General features: G+C 72.3%; 18 protein-coding genes. 12 read left to right on the forward strand and 6 right to left on the reverse strand.

Annotated elements, in window-relative coordinates:
- Window positions 1-91: 91 nt before the first annotated feature.
- Both ASG95_RS02160 and ASG95_RS02165 read right to left on the reverse strand, forming a co-directional pair.
- Window positions 92-1,402, reverse strand: a complete 1,311-nt coding sequence (locus ASG95_RS02160; RefSeq protein ID WP_057376395.1) for an acyltransferase family protein — start codon at window positions 1,400-1,402, stop codon at window positions 92-94.
- Window positions 1,403-1,463: 61 nt separating this feature from the next.
- Window positions 1,464-2,393 (reverse strand): LLM class flavin-dependent oxidoreductase, encoded by a 930-nt coding sequence (locus ASG95_RS02165; protein WP_082593009.1) that lies wholly within the window; start codon window positions 2,391-2,393, stop codon window positions 1,464-1,466.
- A gap of 79 nt (window positions 2,394-2,472) precedes the next feature.
- Here ASG95_RS02165 and ASG95_RS02170 point away from each other — a divergent pair, with 79 nt between their 5' ends.
- From ASG95_RS02170 to ASG95_RS02215, 10 genes are all read left to right on the forward strand, one after another.
- Window positions 2,473-2,883 (forward strand): VOC family protein, encoded by a 411-nt coding sequence (locus tag ASG95_RS02170; protein ID WP_057376396.1) that lies wholly within the window; start codon window positions 2,473-2,475, stop codon window positions 2,881-2,883.
- Window positions 2,876-3,568 (forward strand): TrmH family RNA methyltransferase, encoded by a 693-nt coding sequence (locus ASG95_RS02175; RefSeq protein WP_057376397.1) that lies wholly within the window; start codon window positions 2,876-2,878, stop codon window positions 3,566-3,568. Before ASG95_RS02170 ends, ASG95_RS02175 begins: the two co-directional genes overlap by 8 nt.
- A gap of 72 nt (window positions 3,569-3,640) precedes the next feature.
- Window positions 3,641-4,000 (forward strand): YciI family protein, encoded by a 360-nt coding sequence (locus tag ASG95_RS02180; RefSeq protein WP_057376398.1) that lies wholly within the window; start codon window positions 3,641-3,643, stop codon window positions 3,998-4,000.
- 77 nt (window positions 4,001-4,077) lie between these two features.
- The gene (locus ASG95_RS02185; protein WP_057376399.1) at window positions 4,078-4,437 is read left to right on the forward strand and encodes a YciI family protein; all 360 of its coding nucleotides are present in this window, start codon (window positions 4,078-4,080) and stop codon (window positions 4,435-4,437) included.
- 4 nt (window positions 4,438-4,441) lie between these two features.
- Complete coding sequence (locus ASG95_RS02190; RefSeq protein WP_235543253.1) at window positions 4,442-5,737, forward strand: RNA polymerase sigma factor; 1,296 nt, start codon at window positions 4,442-4,444, stop codon at window positions 5,735-5,737.
- A gap of 135 nt (window positions 5,738-5,872) precedes the next feature.
- The gene (fbaA, locus tag ASG95_RS02195) at window positions 5,873-6,901 is read left to right on the forward strand and encodes a class II fructose-bisphosphate aldolase (RefSeq protein WP_056921993.1); all 1,029 of its coding nucleotides are present in this window, start codon (window positions 5,873-5,875) and stop codon (window positions 6,899-6,901) included.
- The gene (locus tag ASG95_RS02200) at window positions 6,898-7,302 is read left to right on the forward strand and encodes a DUF3151 domain-containing protein (protein WP_056921994.1); all 405 of its coding nucleotides are present in this window, start codon (window positions 6,898-6,900) and stop codon (window positions 7,300-7,302) included. Before fbaA ends, ASG95_RS02200 begins: the two co-directional genes overlap by 4 nt.
- Before the next feature lie 213 nt (window positions 7,303-7,515).
- The gene (locus ASG95_RS02205; RefSeq protein WP_057376400.1) at window positions 7,516-8,355 is read left to right on the forward strand and encodes a hypothetical protein; all 840 of its coding nucleotides are present in this window, start codon (window positions 7,516-7,518) and stop codon (window positions 8,353-8,355) included.
- Window positions 8,356-8,454: 99 nt separating this feature from the next.
- On the forward strand, window positions 8,455-9,756 hold the full coding sequence (locus ASG95_RS02210) for an adenylosuccinate synthase (RefSeq protein WP_057376401.1): 1,302 nt from the start codon (window positions 8,455-8,457) through the stop codon (window positions 9,754-9,756).
- Window positions 9,757-9,799: 43 nt separating this feature from the next.
- Complete coding sequence (locus ASG95_RS02215; RefSeq protein ID WP_157581693.1) at window positions 9,800-10,300, forward strand: DUF402 domain-containing protein; 501 nt, start codon at window positions 9,800-9,802, stop codon at window positions 10,298-10,300.
- 44 nt (window positions 10,301-10,344) lie between these two features.
- On the opposite strand, the gene ASG95_RS02220 is transcribed toward ASG95_RS02215, so the two are convergent.
- Window positions 10,345-12,582 (reverse strand): ATP-binding domain-containing protein, encoded by a 2,238-nt coding sequence (locus ASG95_RS02220; RefSeq protein WP_057376403.1) that lies wholly within the window; start codon window positions 12,580-12,582, stop codon window positions 10,345-10,347.
- A 127-nt stretch (window positions 12,583-12,709) separates the two neighbouring features.
- Window positions 12,710-13,819, reverse strand: coding sequence for a helix-turn-helix transcriptional regulator (locus ASG95_RS02225; protein ID WP_057376404.1), 1,110 nt, complete (start codon window positions 13,817-13,819; stop codon window positions 12,710-12,712).
- A 315-nt stretch (window positions 13,820-14,134) separates the two neighbouring features.
- Between ASG95_RS02225 and purD the strand changes: the two genes are divergently transcribed.
- Window positions 14,135-15,418 (forward strand): phosphoribosylamine--glycine ligase, encoded by a 1,284-nt coding sequence (gene purD / locus ASG95_RS02230; RefSeq protein ID WP_057376405.1) that lies wholly within the window; start codon window positions 14,135-14,137, stop codon window positions 15,416-15,418.
- A gap of 31 nt (window positions 15,419-15,449) precedes the next feature.
- Here purD and ASG95_RS02235 read toward each other — a convergent pair whose 3' ends face one another.
- The gene (locus tag ASG95_RS02235) at window positions 15,450-16,925 is read right to left on the reverse strand and encodes an MFS transporter (protein WP_057376406.1); all 1,476 of its coding nucleotides are present in this window, start codon (window positions 16,923-16,925) and stop codon (window positions 15,450-15,452) included.
- A gap of 143 nt (window positions 16,926-17,068) precedes the next feature.
- On the opposite strand from ASG95_RS02235, the gene ASG95_RS02240 reads away from it, so the two are divergent.
- Complete coding sequence (locus ASG95_RS02240; protein WP_057376407.1) at window positions 17,069-17,977, forward strand: phosphoribosylaminoimidazolesuccinocarboxamide synthase; 909 nt, start codon at window positions 17,069-17,071, stop codon at window positions 17,975-17,977.
- On the opposite strand, the gene ASG95_RS02245 is transcribed toward ASG95_RS02240, so the two are convergent.
- Window positions 17,978-18,394: a nitroreductase/quinone reductase family protein gene (locus ASG95_RS02245; RefSeq protein ID WP_057376408.1), complete on the reverse strand. Its 417-nt coding sequence runs from the start codon at window positions 18,392-18,394 to the stop codon at window positions 17,978-17,980.
- Window positions 18,395-18,433: the final 39 nt, after the last annotated feature.

An 18,433-nucleotide genomic window follows, 5' to 3' on the forward strand; every position in this document is an offset into this window, starting at 1 on the left:
CGGTAGGTGGGTACCTGGCGGGACGTGAAAGCTGCTCGCATCGGTCGCATTCCTCTCGTGGGCACTGCTGGTGGTCGGCGGTCGGACTCCTTCATGGCAACAGAGCCGGGTCTTGCGGGGCAACCGGTTTTCGCTGGGGCAGGGGCACGACGCCGAGTCCGATGACTGCCGCGACCGGCAGCAGCGGCCACACCCAGTGCACGCCGTCGCGCGAGACGATGCCCGACGCCGCAATCACGCCGAGGCCGCCGCAGACGGCCGCCGTCGCGAGGGCCGGACGCCACACGGCGGGCGCGGGGCGAAGGTCGCGGACCGGCTTCTCGAACCGGCCGAAGACCAGGACCAGCCCGGACGTCACCGTGGCGAGGACGGCGAACCACACCGGCCGCGTCACCCACCACGACCCGCTGAGCGGGACGGGCCGTAGCCCAAAACCCCCTGCCAGCAAGGACATTCCGATGACCAGCACCATGGCCGTGAGGTGCCAGAGGTAGAGCGACATGATGCGCAGGTTCACGACGACGGCAACGGCCCACACCCGCGGTCGCTCCAGCAGGAGGGCCAGCCGTCGCTCGGCGAGGAGCACCACACCGGCCTGCACCATGCCGAGGAACGCCAGCGTGACCCGGGTCGGATAGGAGTTGTTGAGGACCGCCCCGTCGACCCCGATCATCGAGATCGGGTAGGGGCCGGCCCAGACGAGGGTCACGAGACCGACGCCGGCGAGCGCGACCCGCCGTCGCCGACCCGCCAACGAGCCGTCGAGCCAGGCGAACCCGAGCTGGTGCACCGTGGCCCAGACGACGAGGTAGTTGGCGAAGCCAATCCAGTGGTTGTCGCCGGCGATGCTCCACCAGTCGACCAGACCGCCCAGGAGCAGCCCGGCACCGACGCTCCACCAGCCGAACCGCCCCCAGACCGAGAGCAGGAGCGGAGCCACCGCGACCACGACGATGTAGGCGGCGAGGAACCAGGTCGGCACCAGGGCCACCTGCGACGCGGTGCGCAGGGTCGCGCCGGGCACGCCCGCGGCATACGCGATCGAGGCGATCGCCAGCCACACGAGGAGGAGCGGGAGCACGGGTGCGGCGAGGCGTTGGAGGCGGGCCCGGAGCCACGTGGCGTAGGTGTCGCCGCGCCGTCGGGCCGAGCGCCAGGACCGGCCGTTGGCGTAGCCGCCGACGATGAAGAACAGCGGCATCACCTGGAAGAACCAGGTGAGGGGATGGCTCCACGGGGCGATGTTCAGCACGGCGTTCGGGACGAGCGTGCCGTCCTGCACGATCACCGCGGCCATCAGCCAGTGGCCGAGCACGACGGTCACGATGGCGAACGCGCGCAGGAAGTCGACGACGCGGTTGCGGTCAGCAGGGGTGGCGGCAGCGAGGGCGCGGGCGTCCATGGGTCGAGCGTGACGGCCCGGGGCAGGTCGCCGCCTGAGTAGCAGCGCCCACCCGGCATGGTCACTCCGAGCCCTTCCCGAGGCCACGAGCGCCGTGGAGCGCTGGTGTGCCGCCGCCGGCTCGGCGCAGGAGCGGGCGGACCTCACGGCCGATCATCTCGACGAGGGCGACCAGCTCAGTCACGTCGGTCACGTCGCTGGTCGGTTGGAGGACCACGGTCGTCGCGCCGGCGTCGGCCGAGCGCCGGACCGAAGCGGCGATGTCCTCGGGGGCCCCCGCGGCGGTGCGCGTGGGGTCGGCGGCCACGCCCCACAGGGCCAGGTCGGCATCGGCGCGGGCCTGCGCCTCAGGCCCGGCGGCTGCGACGACCGAGTAGACCACCTCGACGTCAGGGTCGCCCGAGGCGGCCCGGGCGCGGTCGGCCGCACCCGCCAGCTCGGTCTCGCTGAGACCCGCGGCGAGCAGCACTCCGTCGCCGAGCCGGGCGCACAGGTCGAGCGTGCGCGGCCCGGAACCGCCGGCCATCAACACCGTGCCCGGCTCTGGTGGCCAGTCGAGCTGCACCCGGTCGAGGTGCACGTAGCGACCGTCGACCGTCAGCTCCTCCCCGTCGAGGAGTCGTCGCAACGCGGTGAGGTACTCCTCCAGGAGGGTCATCGGCGAGGCCGCCCGGCCGCCGACCTGGCCCATCCAGTCCTGGACCCCGTGACCCACGCCCGGCACGAACCGGCCGGGGAAGAGCCGGTGCAGGGTGGCGACTTCCATCGCGGTCAGGGCGACGTTGCGCAGGGGCGCCGGCATCAGCCCGAGGCCGACCCGCACCTGCTGCGTCGAGGCGAGGGCGGCCGTCGCGCTCGCGATGCCGCTCTCCTTGAAGCAGTCCTCCCACACCCAGAGGTCGTCGAGGTGCTCGTCGGCGGCCCGCGCCAACGGCAACAGCGCCTCGGGGGGCAGGCTGGGGACGAACGCGACGCCGAGTCGGGGTGCCATCACGTCATCGTGACACCGCTCGCTGACACCCCGGAGTCCGTGCGGGTCCGGACCCCCGGCCTCGTGGTTGGCTTGGTCCATGACTTCCCAGGAGGGCAGGGTCCGCCAGCTGCGGCTGGTGGTGCACGCGGAGGACTACGAGGAGGCGCTGCGGTTCTACCGCGACGTCATCGGTATGCCGGTCCAGGAGGCCTACGCGGGTGACGGTGGGGCCCAGGTGTCGATCCTGGAAGCGGGGCGCGCGACGCTCGAGCTCTCCAACACGGCCCAGGTCGAGATGATCGACGCGGTCGAGGTCGGCCGACGGGTGGCACCGCACCTCCGGGTCGCCCTCGAGGTCGACGACGCCCAGGCCGCCACGACCACGGCCGTCGCAGCCGGTGCCGAGCTCATCGCGCCGCCCACGGAGACCCCGTGGCGCTCGCTCAACTCGCGGCTGGAGGGTCCGGCCGGGGTCCAGCTGACCCTCTTCCAGGAGCTCGATGGCTGACGCGACGAGCACCCCTGACGAGGTCGGGGTGGGGCCGTGGCCGGGGGAGTGGCCGGACGGCGACCACTGGGACCCCGAGCTGCTCCGGGACGGCGACCGTCGCAACGTGGTCGACACCTACCGCTACTGGCGGCACGACGCGATCGTGGCCGACCTCGACACCCACCGTCACGACTTCCACGTCGCGGTCGAGAACTGGGGTCACGACTTCAACATCGGCTCGGTCATCAGGACAGCGAACGCCTTCAACGCCAAGGCTTTCCACATCGTCGGCAAGCGGCGCTGGAACCGTCGCGGGGCGATGGTCACCGACCGCTACCAGCACGAGCACCACCACCCGACCGTCGCGGACCTGGTGGCCTGGGCCGCTGGGGCGGGGGCCGCCGAGGTGGGGACCGCTGGGGCGGGGGCCGCGACGGAGGCCCGGCCACGCGGCATACCCCTGATCGGGATCGACAACCTGCCCGGCTCCCTGCCGCTCGAGACCTACGACCTGCCCCGGGAGTGCGTCCTCGTCTTCGGGCAGGAGGGCCCCGGGCTCTCCGCGCCCATGCGCGAGGCCTGCGAGGTGGTGCTGCACATCGAGCAGTTCGGGTCGACCAGGTCGATCAACGCGGGCGCCGCCGCGGCAATTGCCATGCATGCCTGGGTGCGACGCAACATCTTCGGGCAGGCTGTCGAATAGCACCCCGCTCGCTCGTCATCAGGGTGGAAGCACCGGAACCACCGGACGAACCCATCGATGAGAGGAACAGCCATGACCCAGTACCTCGTCCTCCTGCCCAGCTCGGAGTCCCGCTACGCGGCGGCCACCGAGCAGGAGCGGCAGGAGCTCGACCAGGCCCACGGCGACTTCGCCGGGCTGCTCGCCCAGCGCGGGCACAAGCTGCTCGGCGGGGCCCAGCTCACGCCGTCCACGCAGACCCGCGTCGCCCGCGGTGACGGGATCGACCAGGTCACCCTCACCGAGGGCCCCTATGCCGAGAGCGCCGAGCAGGTCGGCGGCTACTACCTCGTCGAGACCGACGACCTCGACGACCTCGGCCAGGTGTGCGGCCGGCTGATGTCCACGCCGTTCCACCCGGCCATCGAGATCCGCCCCACCATGGGGATGTGATCCACCATGACCGAGTACGTCGTGCTGAGTGACGGCGTCGAGGTGCGTCGCGTCGTGAAGCCCGAGGACCGCGAGACGTGAGGTACGTCGTCCTGATCGCCTACGAGCCGGGCCACTGGGACGGCGCCGACGAGGCGGTGCGCCAGGAGTACTTCGACGCGCACCGCGCCTTCGAGGAGTACGTCCAGCAGCACGGCCGGCGGCTCTCCAGCGGGGCGCTGAGCGATGCCGACCTGGCGACGACGATCAGGCGCGACGGCTCGTCCGACGTCGTCACCGACGGCCCCTTCGTGGAGCTGACGGAGCAGATCGGCGGCTACTACGACGTCGAGCTGCCCGACCTCGATGCCGCGATCGCGGCGGCGAAGCTGCTGCCCCGGGCCTACACCCTCGAGATCCGTTCCGTGGTCGGCGTGGAGGGCTACGAGAGCCTGTGAGTCGGTGACCACCGGGCAGGGCGGGCCACCGCCGGCACCCTCGGAACCATCCGCCGAGGTGCTGGCGACGGTCGTGCGCGAGGAGTGGGGACGACTGACGTCGCTGCTCCTCGCGCGGTTCCGGCGGCTCGACCTCGTGGAGGACGCCCTCGGCGATGCCGTCGAGACGGCGGCCCGCCGGTGGGCCCGTGACGGCACCCCGGACAACCCCGTCGCCTGGCTGCACACAGCGGCCCGGCGGCGGGTCCTGGACCGCCTGAGGGCCGAGTCCATGGCCCAGCGCAAGGTGCCCCTGCTCGTCGTGGAGGCCGAAGGGAAGGAGGGGTCGCCCGTGCTCGCCGACCCCGGGGACCTGGTGGAGGACGACCTCCTGCGCCTGGTGCTGATGTGCACCCACCCGGCCCTCGACCCCGCGGCCGCCAGCGCCCTGGCCCTGCGGCTCGTGCTCGGCGTCAGCACTGCCGACATCGCCCGGCTCTTCCTCGTGCCGGAGCCCACCATGGCCGCGCGCGTCACCCGGGCCAAGCGCAAGATCGTCACCGCCGGCATCCCCTTCGCGGTGCCGTCCTCCGACGTGCTGCCCGACCGTCTCGACGCCGTGGCGCAGACCGCCTACCTCGCCTTCACGGCCGGCTACGCCCCCGGATCGGGCCCCGACGCCCTGCGCACCGGCCTTGCGGGAGAGGCGATCCGCCTCGTGCGTGTCGTCCTCGGGCTGCGACCCGAGGAGCCGGTACTGGTCGCCCTGCTCGCCCTGATGCTCCTGCAGCACTCGCGCCGTGACGCCCGCGTCGACGGCGACGGCGCGATCGTCCTGCTCCCCGACCAGGACCGGTCCCGCTGGCACCGCGACGAGATCGCCGAAGGGGTGGCCCTCGCCTCCTCGCCTGCCCTCACCGGGCCGCTCACCGTCCAGGCCGCCGGGTATGCCGTGCAGGCCAGGATCGCGGTGGAGCACGCGACCGCGCCGACCGCCGAGGCGACCCGGTGGGACCGCATCGTGGCGCGGTACGACGACCTCGTGGCGCTGTCGCCCACCCCGAGTGCCCGGCTGGCCCGGGCGGTGGCTGTCGCAGAGGCCCACGGCCCGCGCGAGGGCCTGGCCGCGCTGGCGGGCCTGGACGACGACCTCGCCCACAGCCACCGGCTGCCGTCCGTCCGGGCCGAGCTGCTCGCCCGTGCCGGCGACGTGGAAGCCGCCGACGCGGCATACGCCCTCGCCATCGAGCGCTGTGGCAACGACGCCGAGCGCGCGCTGCTCCGGGCACGCAGGGCCGCCCTCCGCTTCCCCACCACCTGAGCACCCCGGTCGCCCAGGTTGCGGGACGACCAGCCTGAGACACGGGTGTCCCGGTCCGCGCCGGTCGTGAAAGGATCGGCGGCGACGCCAGGCCCACGCTTCGAGCCCAGACGCACCAGTCGAAGGAGACTTTCCATGCCCATCGCCACCCCCGAGGTGTACGCCGACATGCTGGACCGCGCCAAGGCCGGTTCGTTCGCCTACCCGGCGATCAACATCTCGTCGTCGCAGACCCTCAACGCCGCGATCCGTGGCTTCGCCGAGGCGGGCAGCGACGGCATCGTGCAGGTCTCCACCGGCGGCGCCGAGTACCTCTCGGGCCCGACGGTCAAGGACATGGTCACCGGGTCGATCGCGCTCGCCGCCTACGCCCACGAGGTCGCCAAGAAGTACGACGTCAACATCGCGCTGCACACCGACCACTGCCCGAAGGACAAGCTCGACGGCTTCGTCCGCCCGCTGCTGGCCGCGAGCGCCGAGCGGGTCGCCGCCGGCGGCACGCCCTGGTTCCAGTCGCACATGTGGGACGGCTCCGCGGTGCCGCTCGACGAGAACCTCGAGATCGCTCGTGAGCTGCTGGACCTGGCCAAGGCCGCCCACGTCATCCTCGAGATCGAGGTCGGCGTCGTCGGTGGGGAGGAGGACGGCGTCGAGGGCAAGATCGACGACAAGCTCTACTCCACGCCCGAGGACGCGGTGGCCACGATCAAGGCGCTCGGCGCCGGCGAGAACGGCCGCTACCTGACTGCCCTCACCTTCGGCAACGTCCACGGGGTCTACAAGCCGGGCAACGTCAAGCTCCGCCCCGAGATCCTCAAGACCGCCCAGGAGGCGGCCGCCAACCAGCTCGGGCTCGGCGCCGACGCCCGTCCGTTCGACCTCGTCTTCCACGGCGGCTCCGGATCCACCGCCGAGGAGATCGCCGCCGCGGTCGACTTCGGCGTCGTGAAGATGAACGTCGACACCGACACCCAGTACGCCTTCACCCGCCCCGTCGCCGGCTACATGCTCGCCAACTACGACGGCGTCCTGAAGGTCGATGGTGAGGTCGGCAACAAGAAGCAGTACGACCCGCGTGCCTGGGGCAAGGAGGCCGAGGCCGGCATGGCGGCCCGCGTCGTCGAGGCCTGCCAGAACCTGCGCTCGGCCGGCACCCACGCATGACGGACAACCTCCTCGGCATCCCCGAGACCCGGCTCCCCGTCGACCCCGCTGCCGCGAAGCTCGAGGACGGTGTCGCCGCCGACCAGGTCGCCGCGGCCTACCCGACGTCGTCGCTGGCGTGGGCGACCCTGGCCGAGGACGCGCTCGCCGACGGACGCACCGTCGAGGGGTACGCCTACGCGCGCACCGGCTACCACCGCGCGCTCGACTCGCTCCGCAAGAACGGCTGGCGCGGCCAGGGCCCGGTGCCGTGGGAGCACGAGCCGAACCGCGGCTTCCTGCGCGCGCTCGCCGCGCTGTCCCGCGCCGCCGGCGCGATCGGTGAGACCGAGGAGGAGCTGCGGTGCGCGCAGTTCCTGCGTGACTCCTCGATGACCGGCGCGCGCGAGCTCGGCCTCTAGGACGACAGTGACGCCGGGGGACCGGACCCTTGTGGATCCAGTCCCCCGGCGTCGCCCCCTGCCGTGGACCGAGGTCCACGTGGCTACCCGTCAATGTCGTCCCCTACCCGCCTGACGAGCGGCGTCCCGCCATTCTGCAGGACCGTGGCGCGGTTAGGGTGGCACTATGCTGTCAAAGGACAGATGATGCCGTTCCCGGGGTGGGGGAGACCTGTGACCAGCGGAAACGACCGTGCCCACGAGGTCGAGCGGCTGCTCACCGATCCCTTCGACCGGCTCATGGGCATCCTCGAGCGCGGCGAGGCGCAGCTCGACGAGAGGCGGGCCGAGCTCGCCGAGGTGCGCTACGCGCTCTACGAGCTGACCGCCCAGCGCGGGCTGGCCCGACCGGCCCAGGCGGGTCACGCGCTCGAACCACTGGGGGCCGAGATGGCCGCCCCCATGCTGCGCTACCTGATCGAGCACACGACCGACCTCAGCCGGGTCTGCACCATGGTGATCGACGCAGGTGCGGGCATCGAGCAGGAGAACTACCGGCTCAACCAGGACCTGTTGGCCGAGGGGCGCTTCCGGCAACGCACGATCTACCCGATGGACATCATGGACACCGAGCCGGGCCGGACGTGGGTGCATTCGTTCGCGGCGGCCGGCGAGGAGCAGCGGCTCTCGCTGTCACCGCCGAGCGAGTTCGCGATCTTCGACGAGCACTCGCTGGTCGCCGTGAGTGAGTGGGGCAACCCGGAGTCCAGCTACGTCATGGTGCGCGACCCCATGCTCATCGCGGCCTTCATCCAGCTGTTCGACCGGGCCTTCGACCGCGCCCTGCCGGTGGCGCCCGGCGACGAGCACGACGACGACCAGCGGCTGCTCAAGCTCCTGGGCCTCGGCCTTAAGGACGAGTCGATCGCCCGCTACCTCGGCTGCAGCCTGCGCACGGTGCGGCGCCGGGTGGCCGGGCTGATGGCCGCGCACGGCGTGCAGACCCGCTTCCAGCTCGGCCTGGCGGCGTCCACGGGTGGTCTCGACTCCCCGGTGGGGGACCGCGACCGGTAGCCTTTCCCGGTACGGGCCCCGTGCGAACACCGCGGGGCCTGCTGCATGACCAGTTCGACGGACGCGCGGACACCGACACAGACACGGAGAGGTGCGGGTATGCCGGCAATCGTGCTCGTGGGCGCCCAGTGGGGCGACGAGGGCAAGGGCAAGGCCACCGACCTGATGGGCAGCGACGTCGACTACGTCGTGAAGTTCAACGGCGGCAACAACGCCGGCCACACCATCGTCATCGAGAAGGACGGCAAGCGCGAGAAGTACGCGCTGCACCTGCTCCCGTCCGGCATCCTCACGCCGACCTGCACCCCGATCATCGGCAACGGCGTCGTGGTCGACCTGGCCGTGCTGTTCGAGGAGCTCGACGGCCTCGAGGCTCGCGGTGTCGACACGTCGCGCTTGCTGGTCAGCGCGAACGCCCACATCATCGCGCCCTACAACCGGGTGCTCGACAAGGTGACCGAGCGGTTCCTGGGCTCGCGCAAGATCGGCACGACCGGTCGCGGGATCGGTCCGACCTACGCCGACAAGATGGCGCGCAACGGCATCCGCGTACAGGACCTCTTCGACGAGAAGATCCTGCGCCAGAAGGTCGAGGCGGCGCTGGCCTACAAGAACCAGATCCTCGCCAAGATCTACAACCGGCGTGCCGTCGAGGTCGATGAGGTGATGGACGAGCTGCTCGGGTATGCCGAGCGGTTGCGTCCCATGGTCGCCGACACCTCCCTGGTGCTCGAGCAGGCCCTCAACGAGGGCAAGACCGTGCTCCTCGAGGCCGGTCAGGCGACCCTGCTCGACGTCGACCACGGCACCTACCCGTTCGTCACGTCGTCCAACGCCACCGCCGGGGGAGCCTGCACCGGGTCCGGGATCCCGCCGACCCGCGTCTCCACGGTCATCGCGATCCTCAAGGCCTACTCGACCCGCGTCGGTGAGGGCCCGTTCCCGACCGAGCTGAACGACGCCAACGGCGAGTTCCTGCGCAAGACCGGGGCCGAGTTCGGCACCACGACCGGCCGCCCGCGCCGCTGCGGCTGGGTCGACACCGTGGTCGGTCGCTACGCGACCCGCATCAACGGCGTCACCGACTTCGTCGTGACCAAGCTCGACGTGCTCACCGGGCTGGACACCATCCCGATCTGCGTCGCCTACGACGTCGACGGCGTGCGGCACGACGAGATGCCGGTCAACCAGACCGACTTCCACCACGCCAAGCCGATCTACGAGGACCTGCCCGGCTGGTGGGAGGACATCTCGACCTGCCGCACCTTCGAGGAGCTCCCCGCCAACGCGCAGGCCTACGTGCTGCGCCTCGAGGAGCTCATCGGCGCCCGCGTGTCGGCGATCGGGGTCGGACCGGGACGCGACGAGATCATCAGCCGGCACTCGCTGCTCGGCGCCTGAACGGGTGGGCGGGGCGAGGCCCGCGCCCGGCTCCTCGGTGCGCGTGCGGTTCACGAAGTGGGGCGGCAAGCGGCACCACGGCGCCGAGCTCGTCTACCTCGGTGCCGACGAGCACGGCGACTGGCTGGGTGACCCGGTCGGCAACCAGTGGGCCGGCGGGCCGAAGTCGTTCGTGAGCGTCACCGACAACGTCCTCCTCGTCCCGCCCGACCGGGGCATGACGGCGATGTTCTACACCGAGCACCCCGAGCAGGCCTTCGAGCTCTACGTCGACATCACCACCCCATCGGTCTGGGACGGTGACCTCGTGACCGCGGTGGACCTCGACCTCGACGTGATCCGGCGGTTCGACGGCAGCTGGTACGTCGACGACGAGGACGAGTTCGCGGAGCACCAGGTCGCCTACGGCTACCCGCCCGAGCTGGTGGCCGCTGCCGAGGCCGAGTGTGCCCGAGTCAGCCACGAGATCCGTTCGGGCGCAACGCTTCTGGCGAGCGACACGGCCGACCCGTGGCGGGCAGTGTTCAGGACCATCCAGTCCTGACGGCGCCAACTCGCCTTGTGCATGGGCTGGCGACGGGGTGCGGATCAGGCGGGGCGCAGGACGGTCATGCGGTGGGCGGCCCGGGTGAGTGCGACGTAGAGGACCCGCACCCCGCCGGGTGACTCCGCGGCGATCTCGTCGGGGTCGACGATGACCGTGGCGTCGTACTCGAGGCCCTTCGTGGACATCGGGTCGATGACTCCGACCCGGTCGCTGAGCGAGCCCAGCTCGGCCAGCTCCGCGGCATACCTCGCCGGGGTGATGACGGCGATCGAACCCTCCACCTCGTCGAGGAGTGACTCGACGGCCGCCGTGGCGGCGGCGAACCAGCCGCCCGGGGCGACGGTGACGTCGACCGGGTCGACGCCGGTCTCCCGGACCGCCTGGGGGATGTCGGCGTCGGGCACGTGGGCCCGCACGACCTTGGCCGCGTAGTCGAAGATCTCCCGCGCGTTGCGGTAGTTGGTGTCCATGTGGAAGAGCCGGCGCTCCTGGGTGCCGAACGCCTCCTCCCGGGCCCGGCCTGCCTCGACGGCATCGGGCCACGACGCCTGGGCTGCGTCGCCGACCACGGTCCACGACGAGTAGCGACCCCGGCGGCCGAGCATGCGCCACTGCATCGGGGACAGGTCCTGGGCCTCGTCGACGAGGACGTGGGCGTACTCGCCGGGGCCCTCGATGCGACCCTGCAGCAGCAGCTCACGGGGGTCGGTGGGGGCGGTACGCGACGACTTCGTGCCGACCGCTCGGGAGTCGACCCCGGCCCGCACCTCGGCGACGCCGAACTGCGAGACGTCCTCGAACTCCTCGATCTCGTAGAACCCGCGCTCCTCGGCGGGTCCGTCCTGCACCGGACCGAGCCGCGCGGCGAGGTCGTCGATGAGGGCGGCGTCGGCGGCCGACCAGCTGCCGAGCTCGAGGGCGTGCTGCACCGAGGCGGCGAACACGTCGCACTCCTGTGGCGACAGCACACCGTGGCCGTGCTGGCGGGCCCGCTCGGGGTCCGCGAGCCAGAGCAGCACTTCGCGGGGGTCGACCTGCGGCCACCAGGCGGCGAGGAAGGCGTCGACCTCGAGGTGGTCCTCGAAGCGGTCCATGAACTCGGCCCGGTCGCCGTCGCGCACGCTGGCCCAGGCCGCTTCGGCCAGGGCGCTCTGGACGGCCTTGGCCGACAGGTTGCGCTGGTGGTTGCGCAGCACCTGGGCCCGGATGCGGTCGAGGACCGGGGCGTCGACCCGGACCGCCTTGCCGTTGACGAAGGCCCGGAACGACTGGGGGGCGTCCGGGGGCGCGTCGGCCGCGGCGCGGGCGAGCAGGCGGCGGATCCCCAGCGAGCCCTTGATGGCGGCGGCTTCCGGGGTGTCCAGCCGCGTGGCGGTGACGCCGTCGACGACGTCGCCGAGCGAGCGCAGGACGACCGACTCCTCGCCGAGCGAGGGCAGCACCCGCTCGATGTATGCCGTGTAGGCGGAGGAGGGGCCGACGACGAGGATGCCGCCGGACTCGAACCGGCGCCGGTCGGAGTAGAGCAGGTAGGCCGCGCGGTGGAGGGCGACGACGGTCTTGCCGGTGCCCGGTCCGCCGGTGATCTCGGTGATGCCACGGGCCGAGGCGCGGATGGCCTCGTCCTGGTGGCGCTGGATCGTCGCGACGATGTCGCGCATCTGGGCGCCGCGGCTGCGGGTCAGCGCGGCCAGGAGCGCGCCGTCGCCGACCACGACGAGGTCGTCGGGTGCCTCGGGAACCATGAGGTCGTCCTCGACCCCCACGACGTCGGGGCCCTTGCAGCGCAGCACCCGGCGGCGCAGCACGTCCATGGGCTCGACCGGGGTGGCGCGGTAGAAGGCGGCGGCGGCGGGAGCGCGCCAGTCGACCACCAGGGGCTCGTAGTCGTCGTCGCGCACCCCGAGGCGGCCGATGTAGCGCGTCTCGCGGTCGGCGGCCTTGCCCTCGTCGGACAGGGCGTGGTCGAGGTCGAGCCGGCCGAACACGAGGCCTTCGTACTGGGTGTCGAGGGTCGAGCGTCGACGGGCGGCGTTGAAGACGAGGGCATCGCGCTCGAACAGCCCGGTCAGCTCCTCGTCGCGCACGTCGCCGGTGCGGTCGGTGCGACCACGCGCGAGGCCGTCGGCCTCGATGAGACCGGCCCGCGCCTGGGCCTTGGTGAGCTCGGCGTAGACGAGATCCACGTGAGCCTGCTCGATGGCGATCTCACGGGCGACCTCGGCGCTGGACGCCCTGGAGCTCGATGACTGCGTGCTCGAGTGGTCCGATCCCGTCACGGTGCATTGCTTTCTGGCTGGTCGTTGATGGCGCGCCCTGCCGGCGCCGTCTGCCGGCGCTGTCGTGCCGCCTGTCCCCACACGGAGAACGCACGAGTCTAGCGAGCAGGACGGGCCTTGCCGCGCACTAGACCATTCCGCGGCGCGCGGCCTGCACGCCGGCCTGGAATCGGGTGCCCGCGCCGAGCTGGTCCATCAGCGCCCTGACCCGCCGTTCGACGGTGCGCTGGGACACGCCGGCCTGCCGGGCGATCGTCGCGTCGGGGGCCCCCGCGGCGAGCAGCGACAGGATCAGCTGGTCGCGGCGCTCGGTGACCCCACCGATCGAGAGCGGTGACCCGAGGTCCCAGAGGTGGTCGGAGAGGGCGATGAGGGCGAGCACCATCGACCGGGCCCGGATCACCGCCGAGCCGAAACCCGAGGGGTCGAAGGCGCTGACGTCGACGATCGCGACCATCTCGTCGACGATCACCGCAGAGAACGGCACCGCCGACGTGAACCGGAAGCGCTCGCCGCCCCGCTCGCGCGCCTCGAGGATCTCGAGAGCGCCGTCGATCTCGAGGACGTCGGTGTCGTAGACGGTGGTGTAGTCGAGCACGTTGCCGCCCACCCCGCGGCTCGGTTCCTCGTGGCTGTGCAGCGGGCTGGCGAAGAGGGCCCGGGTGCGCGGTGAGAGCGAACGGAAGGTGCGGATCTGCGACGTGCCGGCAGCGACCGCCTCCGCCGTGACCGCCGCGATCTCCTCGAGGGAGTTGAGGATCCGCACCGTCCCGACGTCGGGGGTCCGGGAGGCCGATCTCGCCTGGAAGTAGACCTGCGCGAGCTCATGGGCGGCTGATCGGGTCTCGCGAGCCCGTCGCTCGTAGTCGAGGGCCAGGGCGGGCAGCGAGATGTCCGGGGGGATGACCTCGATGGCTCCACCCGGGCGGAGTCGGATCAGGCCCCGGCTGCCGAGGACGTCGAGGGAGTGGTCGACCAGGGGCGCCTTCATCCCCTGTGCGATGAGCAGGGACCTCGTGGGCTCCTGGTGCTGCAGGACCGCGAGGAAGACGCGCGTGACGGTGCCCTCCACCTCGTCGACGTCGACGTCGAGGTCGAGACCGGCGCCCACCCCCGTCGCGGCCTTGGAGCCGCGGCCACTGCCGAAGCCGGGGCTGAGCCCGTTGGTGAGGACCGCGTCGGTGACCCCCGCGGCCGCCGCGTGCGTGGCCTCGTCCGTCCGACTGTCGTCCGACATGCCCACATGGTTGCCCTCTGGCGAGATTCCGTCAATGGCGCAAGTCCGACACGTGTGGGCTTTACCTACGGGCCAACGATGGTCCACTCTTGATCCAGTCGACCACGTCGACCCACGTGCATGGTTGCAGGTTCCCCCGCCAGGCGACCGCACGTCGGCTGCGCGGCGTCCCCGGGAGATGTCCCCCCTGCCTCCCCGGGGCGCCGCGCACTCATGTCCGGCGCCGCCGCCCCGCGTCCCGGTCGGCCCGTCCCGCGTCGGCCCGTCCCGCGTCCCGGTCGGGCCACTCCGGGTCGAACTCTCTACGCTGGACCCGTGAAGGTTCTCGTGATCGGTTCCGGTGCCCGCGAGCACGCCATCGTCAAGGCCCTCGGTGCCGACCCGGAGGTCGATGCGGTCATCGTGGCCCCGGGCAACCCGGGGATGGACGCGATCGCGCTCTGCGAGGCGCTTCCCGGTGGAGTCCTCGATGGTGAGGGGATCGTGGAGCTGGCCCGGCGGCATACCGTCGACCTAGTCGTGATCGGCCCCGAGGCGCCCCTCGTCGCGGGGGTCGCCGACGTCGTGCGCGACGCCGGCCTGCTGGCCTTCGGGCCGTCGGCCGAGGCCGCCCAGCTCGAGGGCAGCAAGTCCTTCGCCAAGGACGTGATGGCAGCGGCCGACGTGCCGACCGCGATGGCCCGCGTCTGCACCACCCTCGAGGAGGTCGCCGACGCGCTCGACGCACTGGGTGCGCCCCACGTGGTGAAGGACGACGGGCTCGCTGCGGGCAAGGGTGTCGTCGTGACGAACGACCGCGCGGAGGCGCTCGCCCACGCGGAGGCGTGCCTGGCCAAGGACGGGGGAGTGGTCGTCGTCGAGGAGTTCCTTGACGGACCCGAGGTCTCGCTGTTCTGTCTCTGCGACGGCAGCACCGTCGTCCCCCTCGCCCCGGCCCAGGACTTCAAGCGGGTCTTCGACGAGGACCAGGGCCCCAACACCGGCGGCATGGGCGCCTACAGCCCGCTGGACTGGGCCCCCGGATCGCTGGTGGACGAGCTCGTCACCCGGGTCGCGCAGCCCACGGTCGACGAGATGGCGCGACGCGGCACGCCGTTCGCCGGGGTGCTCTACATCGGGGTGGCCGTCACGTCGCGTGGCCCGCGGGTCATCGAGTTCAACGCCCGCTTCGGCGACCCCGAGACCCAGGTCGTGCTGGCCCGCCTGCAAACCCCGCTCGGCGGCCTGCTCAAGGCGGCGGCGAGCGGCGACCTCGACGGCGTGGGTGCGCTGCACTGGTCCGACCAGCATGCCGTGACGGTCGTGGTGGCCTCGCACAACTACCCCGGCACGCCGCGCACCGGTGACCCCATAGCCGGGATCGAGGAGGCCTCTGAGGTGCCGACGACCTACGTGCTCCACGCGGGCACCGCGCGCGGCGACGACGGAACGCTCGTGTCTGCAGGAGGCCGCGTCCTGTCGGTCGTGGCGCTTGGCGAGAGCCTCGCCCAGGCGAGGGAACGCGTCTACGAGGCCGTCGACCACATCGAGCTCGAGGGTTCGCACCACCGCACCGACATCGCGCTCGCGGCCGAGCGCGAGGAGCTGCACGTCGGCTGACGCCTCAGGCCGCGCGGCGCGCCGCACTGCCTCACCCCGCGCGCCGTGCTGCGGCCAGCCCCACCGCACCGACGGCTGCGCAGGCGGTCATCGTGGTGGCGAACAACCAGCCCGGCAGGTCGGGTGCCTGCCACGCGATGAGGGCGCCGGCTGCGGCCAGCCCGATCGCCTGGGCGACGGACGCCGTGAGGCTCGAGGCGGCCGTGATCCGACCCTGGTCGCGCACCGGAGCGAAGAGCAGCAGCTGGGTCGAGAGGGTGGGGGACACGATCCCCATCCCGAGCCCGGCGACGCCCCAGAGCGCCAGCCCGATGACGACCGGCAGGGCGTCGAGGCTCGTGAGGGCGGGCCCGAGGACGCCGACCGTGATGAGGCTGAAGCCCACGGCCAGGCGCCGAACCGCGGGCACCCGTCGTTGCACGACGTCGAGACCGTGCAGCTGAGAGCCGGCCGCCCAGGACAGACCGGTCACGGTGAGGCTCGTCCCTGCGGCGGCGGGCCCCAGGCCGTGGATGGTGGTCAGCATGAGGGGAAGGAGGCTCCCGGCGGTGCCGAACGCTGCGGCGACGAGTCCGCGCAACGCCACCAGCGCCGGTATGCCGCGGGCGAACCGCAGCGTCCCGGCCGGCAGGACGGTGCGGACCGCCGGCACGGTGCAGGCGGTGCCGACCAGCACGAGCGCCAGGCCGAGCGCCTCGACGGGACCGGAGCGGCCCAGCAGGGAGCCGCCCGCGGTCAGTGCCGCGAGGCCCGCCGCAGCCAGGGCAGCGGCCCGGACGGCGCGGTGTTCGCGAGGGGTCCAAGGGGTCCCGGCCTCGCTGGTGGGCCCGCTGGCCGGCTCGCTGCTCGGCTCGCTGCTCGGCTCGGTCGCGCCGCCCTCGTCGCCCACGGCATCCTCCGCGCCCATGGCCGGGCGCAGGAGGAACCACGCGAACGGCAGGAGGGCGACGCCCAGGCCGAACACCGACCGCCACGACAGCACCTCGGTGAGCAGTCCCGCGATCGGCGGGCCGACCAACGAGGGGAGCACCCACGCCGCGGCGAAGGCGGCGAACACCTTGGCCCGCAGCTCCTCGGGCATGGTGCGGGCGAGCAGCACGGTGAGCGAGACGTCCATCAGCGCCTCGGCGATCCCCGACCCGAACCGACCCACCGCGAAGACGGCCATCCCCGGCGCCAGGGCCATGGCGACCTGTGACGCGGTGAAGACCAGCATCCCGGCCTGGAGCGGGCGCACCGGCCCACGGTGGTCGGCCCACGCGCCGGCGACCACCGTGGCGACGACGAACGACACCAGGGGTGCTGCGCTCGCTGCCCCGAACAGCCACAGCCCGTCGAGGTCGCGGGCGACGGTGGGCAGCACCGTCATGGTGGCGCGGTTCTCGAACGCCCCGAGGGTCACCAGCGCCACGGCTCCCACGGCGAACGGCAGGTGGGCGCGGTCCAGCAGTGAGGCGGGTCGAGCCGGGGTGTCTGTGTGGATGGCGTCGGGAGTGGCGGTGGGCATGGGCAGATTCTGGAAGTTGAAGTGAACTTCAAGTCAAGTGGGCTCACCCACCTGTTGCTCGGAGGTGGGCACGTGGCGCCGAACTCCGGCCTTCGTGCCTACCAGGCGGCACCAGGTGGACGACGGCTGGGAGGATGTCGGCCATGACGTCCTCCCAGCCCGGCGCGCCCGTCGACCTCCCCGGCTACGCCCACGTCTACTCGGGCAAGGTCCGCGACCTCTACGCCCCCCTCGACGCCTCCGGCGTGCCTCGCGACGACCAGCTGCTGCTCGTCGCCAGCGACCGGCTCTCGGCCTTCGACTTCATCCTCGAGACCCCGATCCCCGACAAGGGCGCGGTCCTGACCCAGCTGTCGCTCTGGTGGTTCGAGCAGCTGGAGGACCTGGTGCCCAACCACGTCGTCTCGACCGACGTGCCCTCCGAAGTGGCGGGCCGTGCGGTGCTGGTGCGCCGGCTCGAGATGCTGCCGGTCGAGTGCGTGGCCCGCGCCTACCTCACCGGCGGCGGTCTCCGCGAGTACCAGGCCGACGGCCACGTCAGCGGGGTGCGGCTCCCCGACGGCCTCGTCGACGGCTCACGGCTCCCCGAGCCGATCTTCACGCCGTCGACGAAGGCGCCCGTGGGCGAGCACGACCAGCCGATGCCGTATGCCGATGTCGTGGCTGCCGTGGGCGCGCGCACCGCCCAGCGCGCCAGCGACCTGACCACCCGGATCCTCGCCCGTGGCAACGAGATCGCGGCCGACCGCGGCATCCTCATCGCTGACACCAAGGTGGAGTTCGGGATCGAGGGCGACGAGCTGGTGCTGGCCGACGAGGTCCTCACCCCCGACTCGTCGAGGTTCTGGCCGGCCGACCAGTGGGAGCCCGGCCACACCCAGCCGTCCTTCGACAAGGAGTTCGTGCGCGAGTGGTTGATCTCGCCCGCGAGCGGGTGGGACAAGTCCTCCGGGGAGGCCCCGCCGCCCCTGCCCGGCGACGTCCTCGAGCGCACCCGCGCCAAGTACGTCGAGGCCTACGAGCGGCTGACGGGACGGACGTTCTCGGCCTGATCAGCGGCGAGTCAGCATCGCCACGGGGATGGTTCGCCCAGCCTTGCGGGCGTACTTCGCCACCCCCGGGAGCGTGGCCAGGATGACGTCGTTCCACGCCTCGTCCCGCTCGCCGTCGTGCAGCTCGCGCGCCGAGGCCGGCAGGCACTCGCTGCGGACCTGCAGCTCGGTCTCGCCGGCCGCCCGCAGGTTCCGGAACCAGTCGGGGTCACGCGGGCTGCCCGACCCGGTGCCCCACACCAGGTAGCCGCCCGGCCGCCGGATCGCCCGGACGCAGGTCGAGTGCGGCGTGCCGCTCCGGCGCCCGACGGTGGTCAGCATGACGACGGGTGCGGCCTCCGTGCCGCCCATGGCGCGACCGTTCAGGCGGCGGTACATCCACGCGCCGATGCGGGTCGATCGTTGCGCCATCGACATGGCTCGAGTGTCCCGCTCGGCAGGGCTGCGGGAAAGGGG

Origin of the sequence: Phycicoccus sp. Soil803, assembly GCF_001429685.1 — a bacterium.
Classification (GTDB): domain Bacteria; phylum Actinomycetota; class Actinomycetes; order Actinomycetales; family Dermatophilaceae; genus Pedococcus.

Bases quoted from the DNA above. Each gene is read 5' to 3' on its own strand.
- ASG95_RS02160 (WP_057376395.1), bottom strand. From the start codon at position 1,402: ATGGACGCCCGCGCCCTCGCTGCCGCCACCCCTGCTGACCGCAACCGC.
- ASG95_RS02165 (WP_082593009.1), bottom strand. From the start codon at position 2,393: ATGGCACCCCGACTCGGCGTCGCGTTCGTCCCCAGCCTGCCCCCCGAG.
- ASG95_RS02170 (WP_057376396.1), top strand. From the start codon at position 2,473: ATGACTTCCCAGGAGGGCAGGGTCCGCCAGCTGCGGCTGGTGGTGCAC.
- ASG95_RS02175 (WP_057376397.1), top strand. From the start codon at position 2,876: ATGGCTGACGCGACGAGCACCCCTGACGAGGTCGGGGTGGGGCCGTGG.
- ASG95_RS02180 (WP_057376398.1), top strand. From the start codon at position 3,641: ATGACCCAGTACCTCGTCCTCCTGCCCAGCTCGGAGTCCCGCTACGCG.
- fbaA (WP_056921993.1), top strand. From the start codon at position 5,873: ATGCCCATCGCCACCCCCGAGGTGTACGCCGACATGCTGGACCGCGCC.
- ASG95_RS02200 (WP_056921994.1), top strand. From the start codon at position 6,898: ATGACGGACAACCTCCTCGGCATCCCCGAGACCCGGCTCCCCGTCGAC.
- ASG95_RS02210 (WP_057376401.1), top strand. From the start codon at position 8,455: ATGCCGGCAATCGTGCTCGTGGGCGCCCAGTGGGGCGACGAGGGCAAG.
- ASG95_RS02225 (WP_057376404.1), bottom strand. From the start codon at position 13,819: ATGTCGGACGACAGTCGGACGGACGAGGCCACGCACGCGGCGGCCGCG.
- ASG95_RS02235 (WP_057376406.1), bottom strand. From the start codon at position 16,925: ATGCCCACCGCCACTCCCGACGCCATCCACACAGACACCCCGGCTCGA.
- ASG95_RS02240 (WP_057376407.1), top strand. From the start codon at position 17,069: ATGACGTCCTCCCAGCCCGGCGCGCCCGTCGACCTCCCCGGCTACGCC.
- ASG95_RS02245 (WP_057376408.1), bottom strand. From the start codon at position 18,394: ATGTCGATGGCGCAACGATCGACCCGCATCGGCGCGTGGATGTACCGC.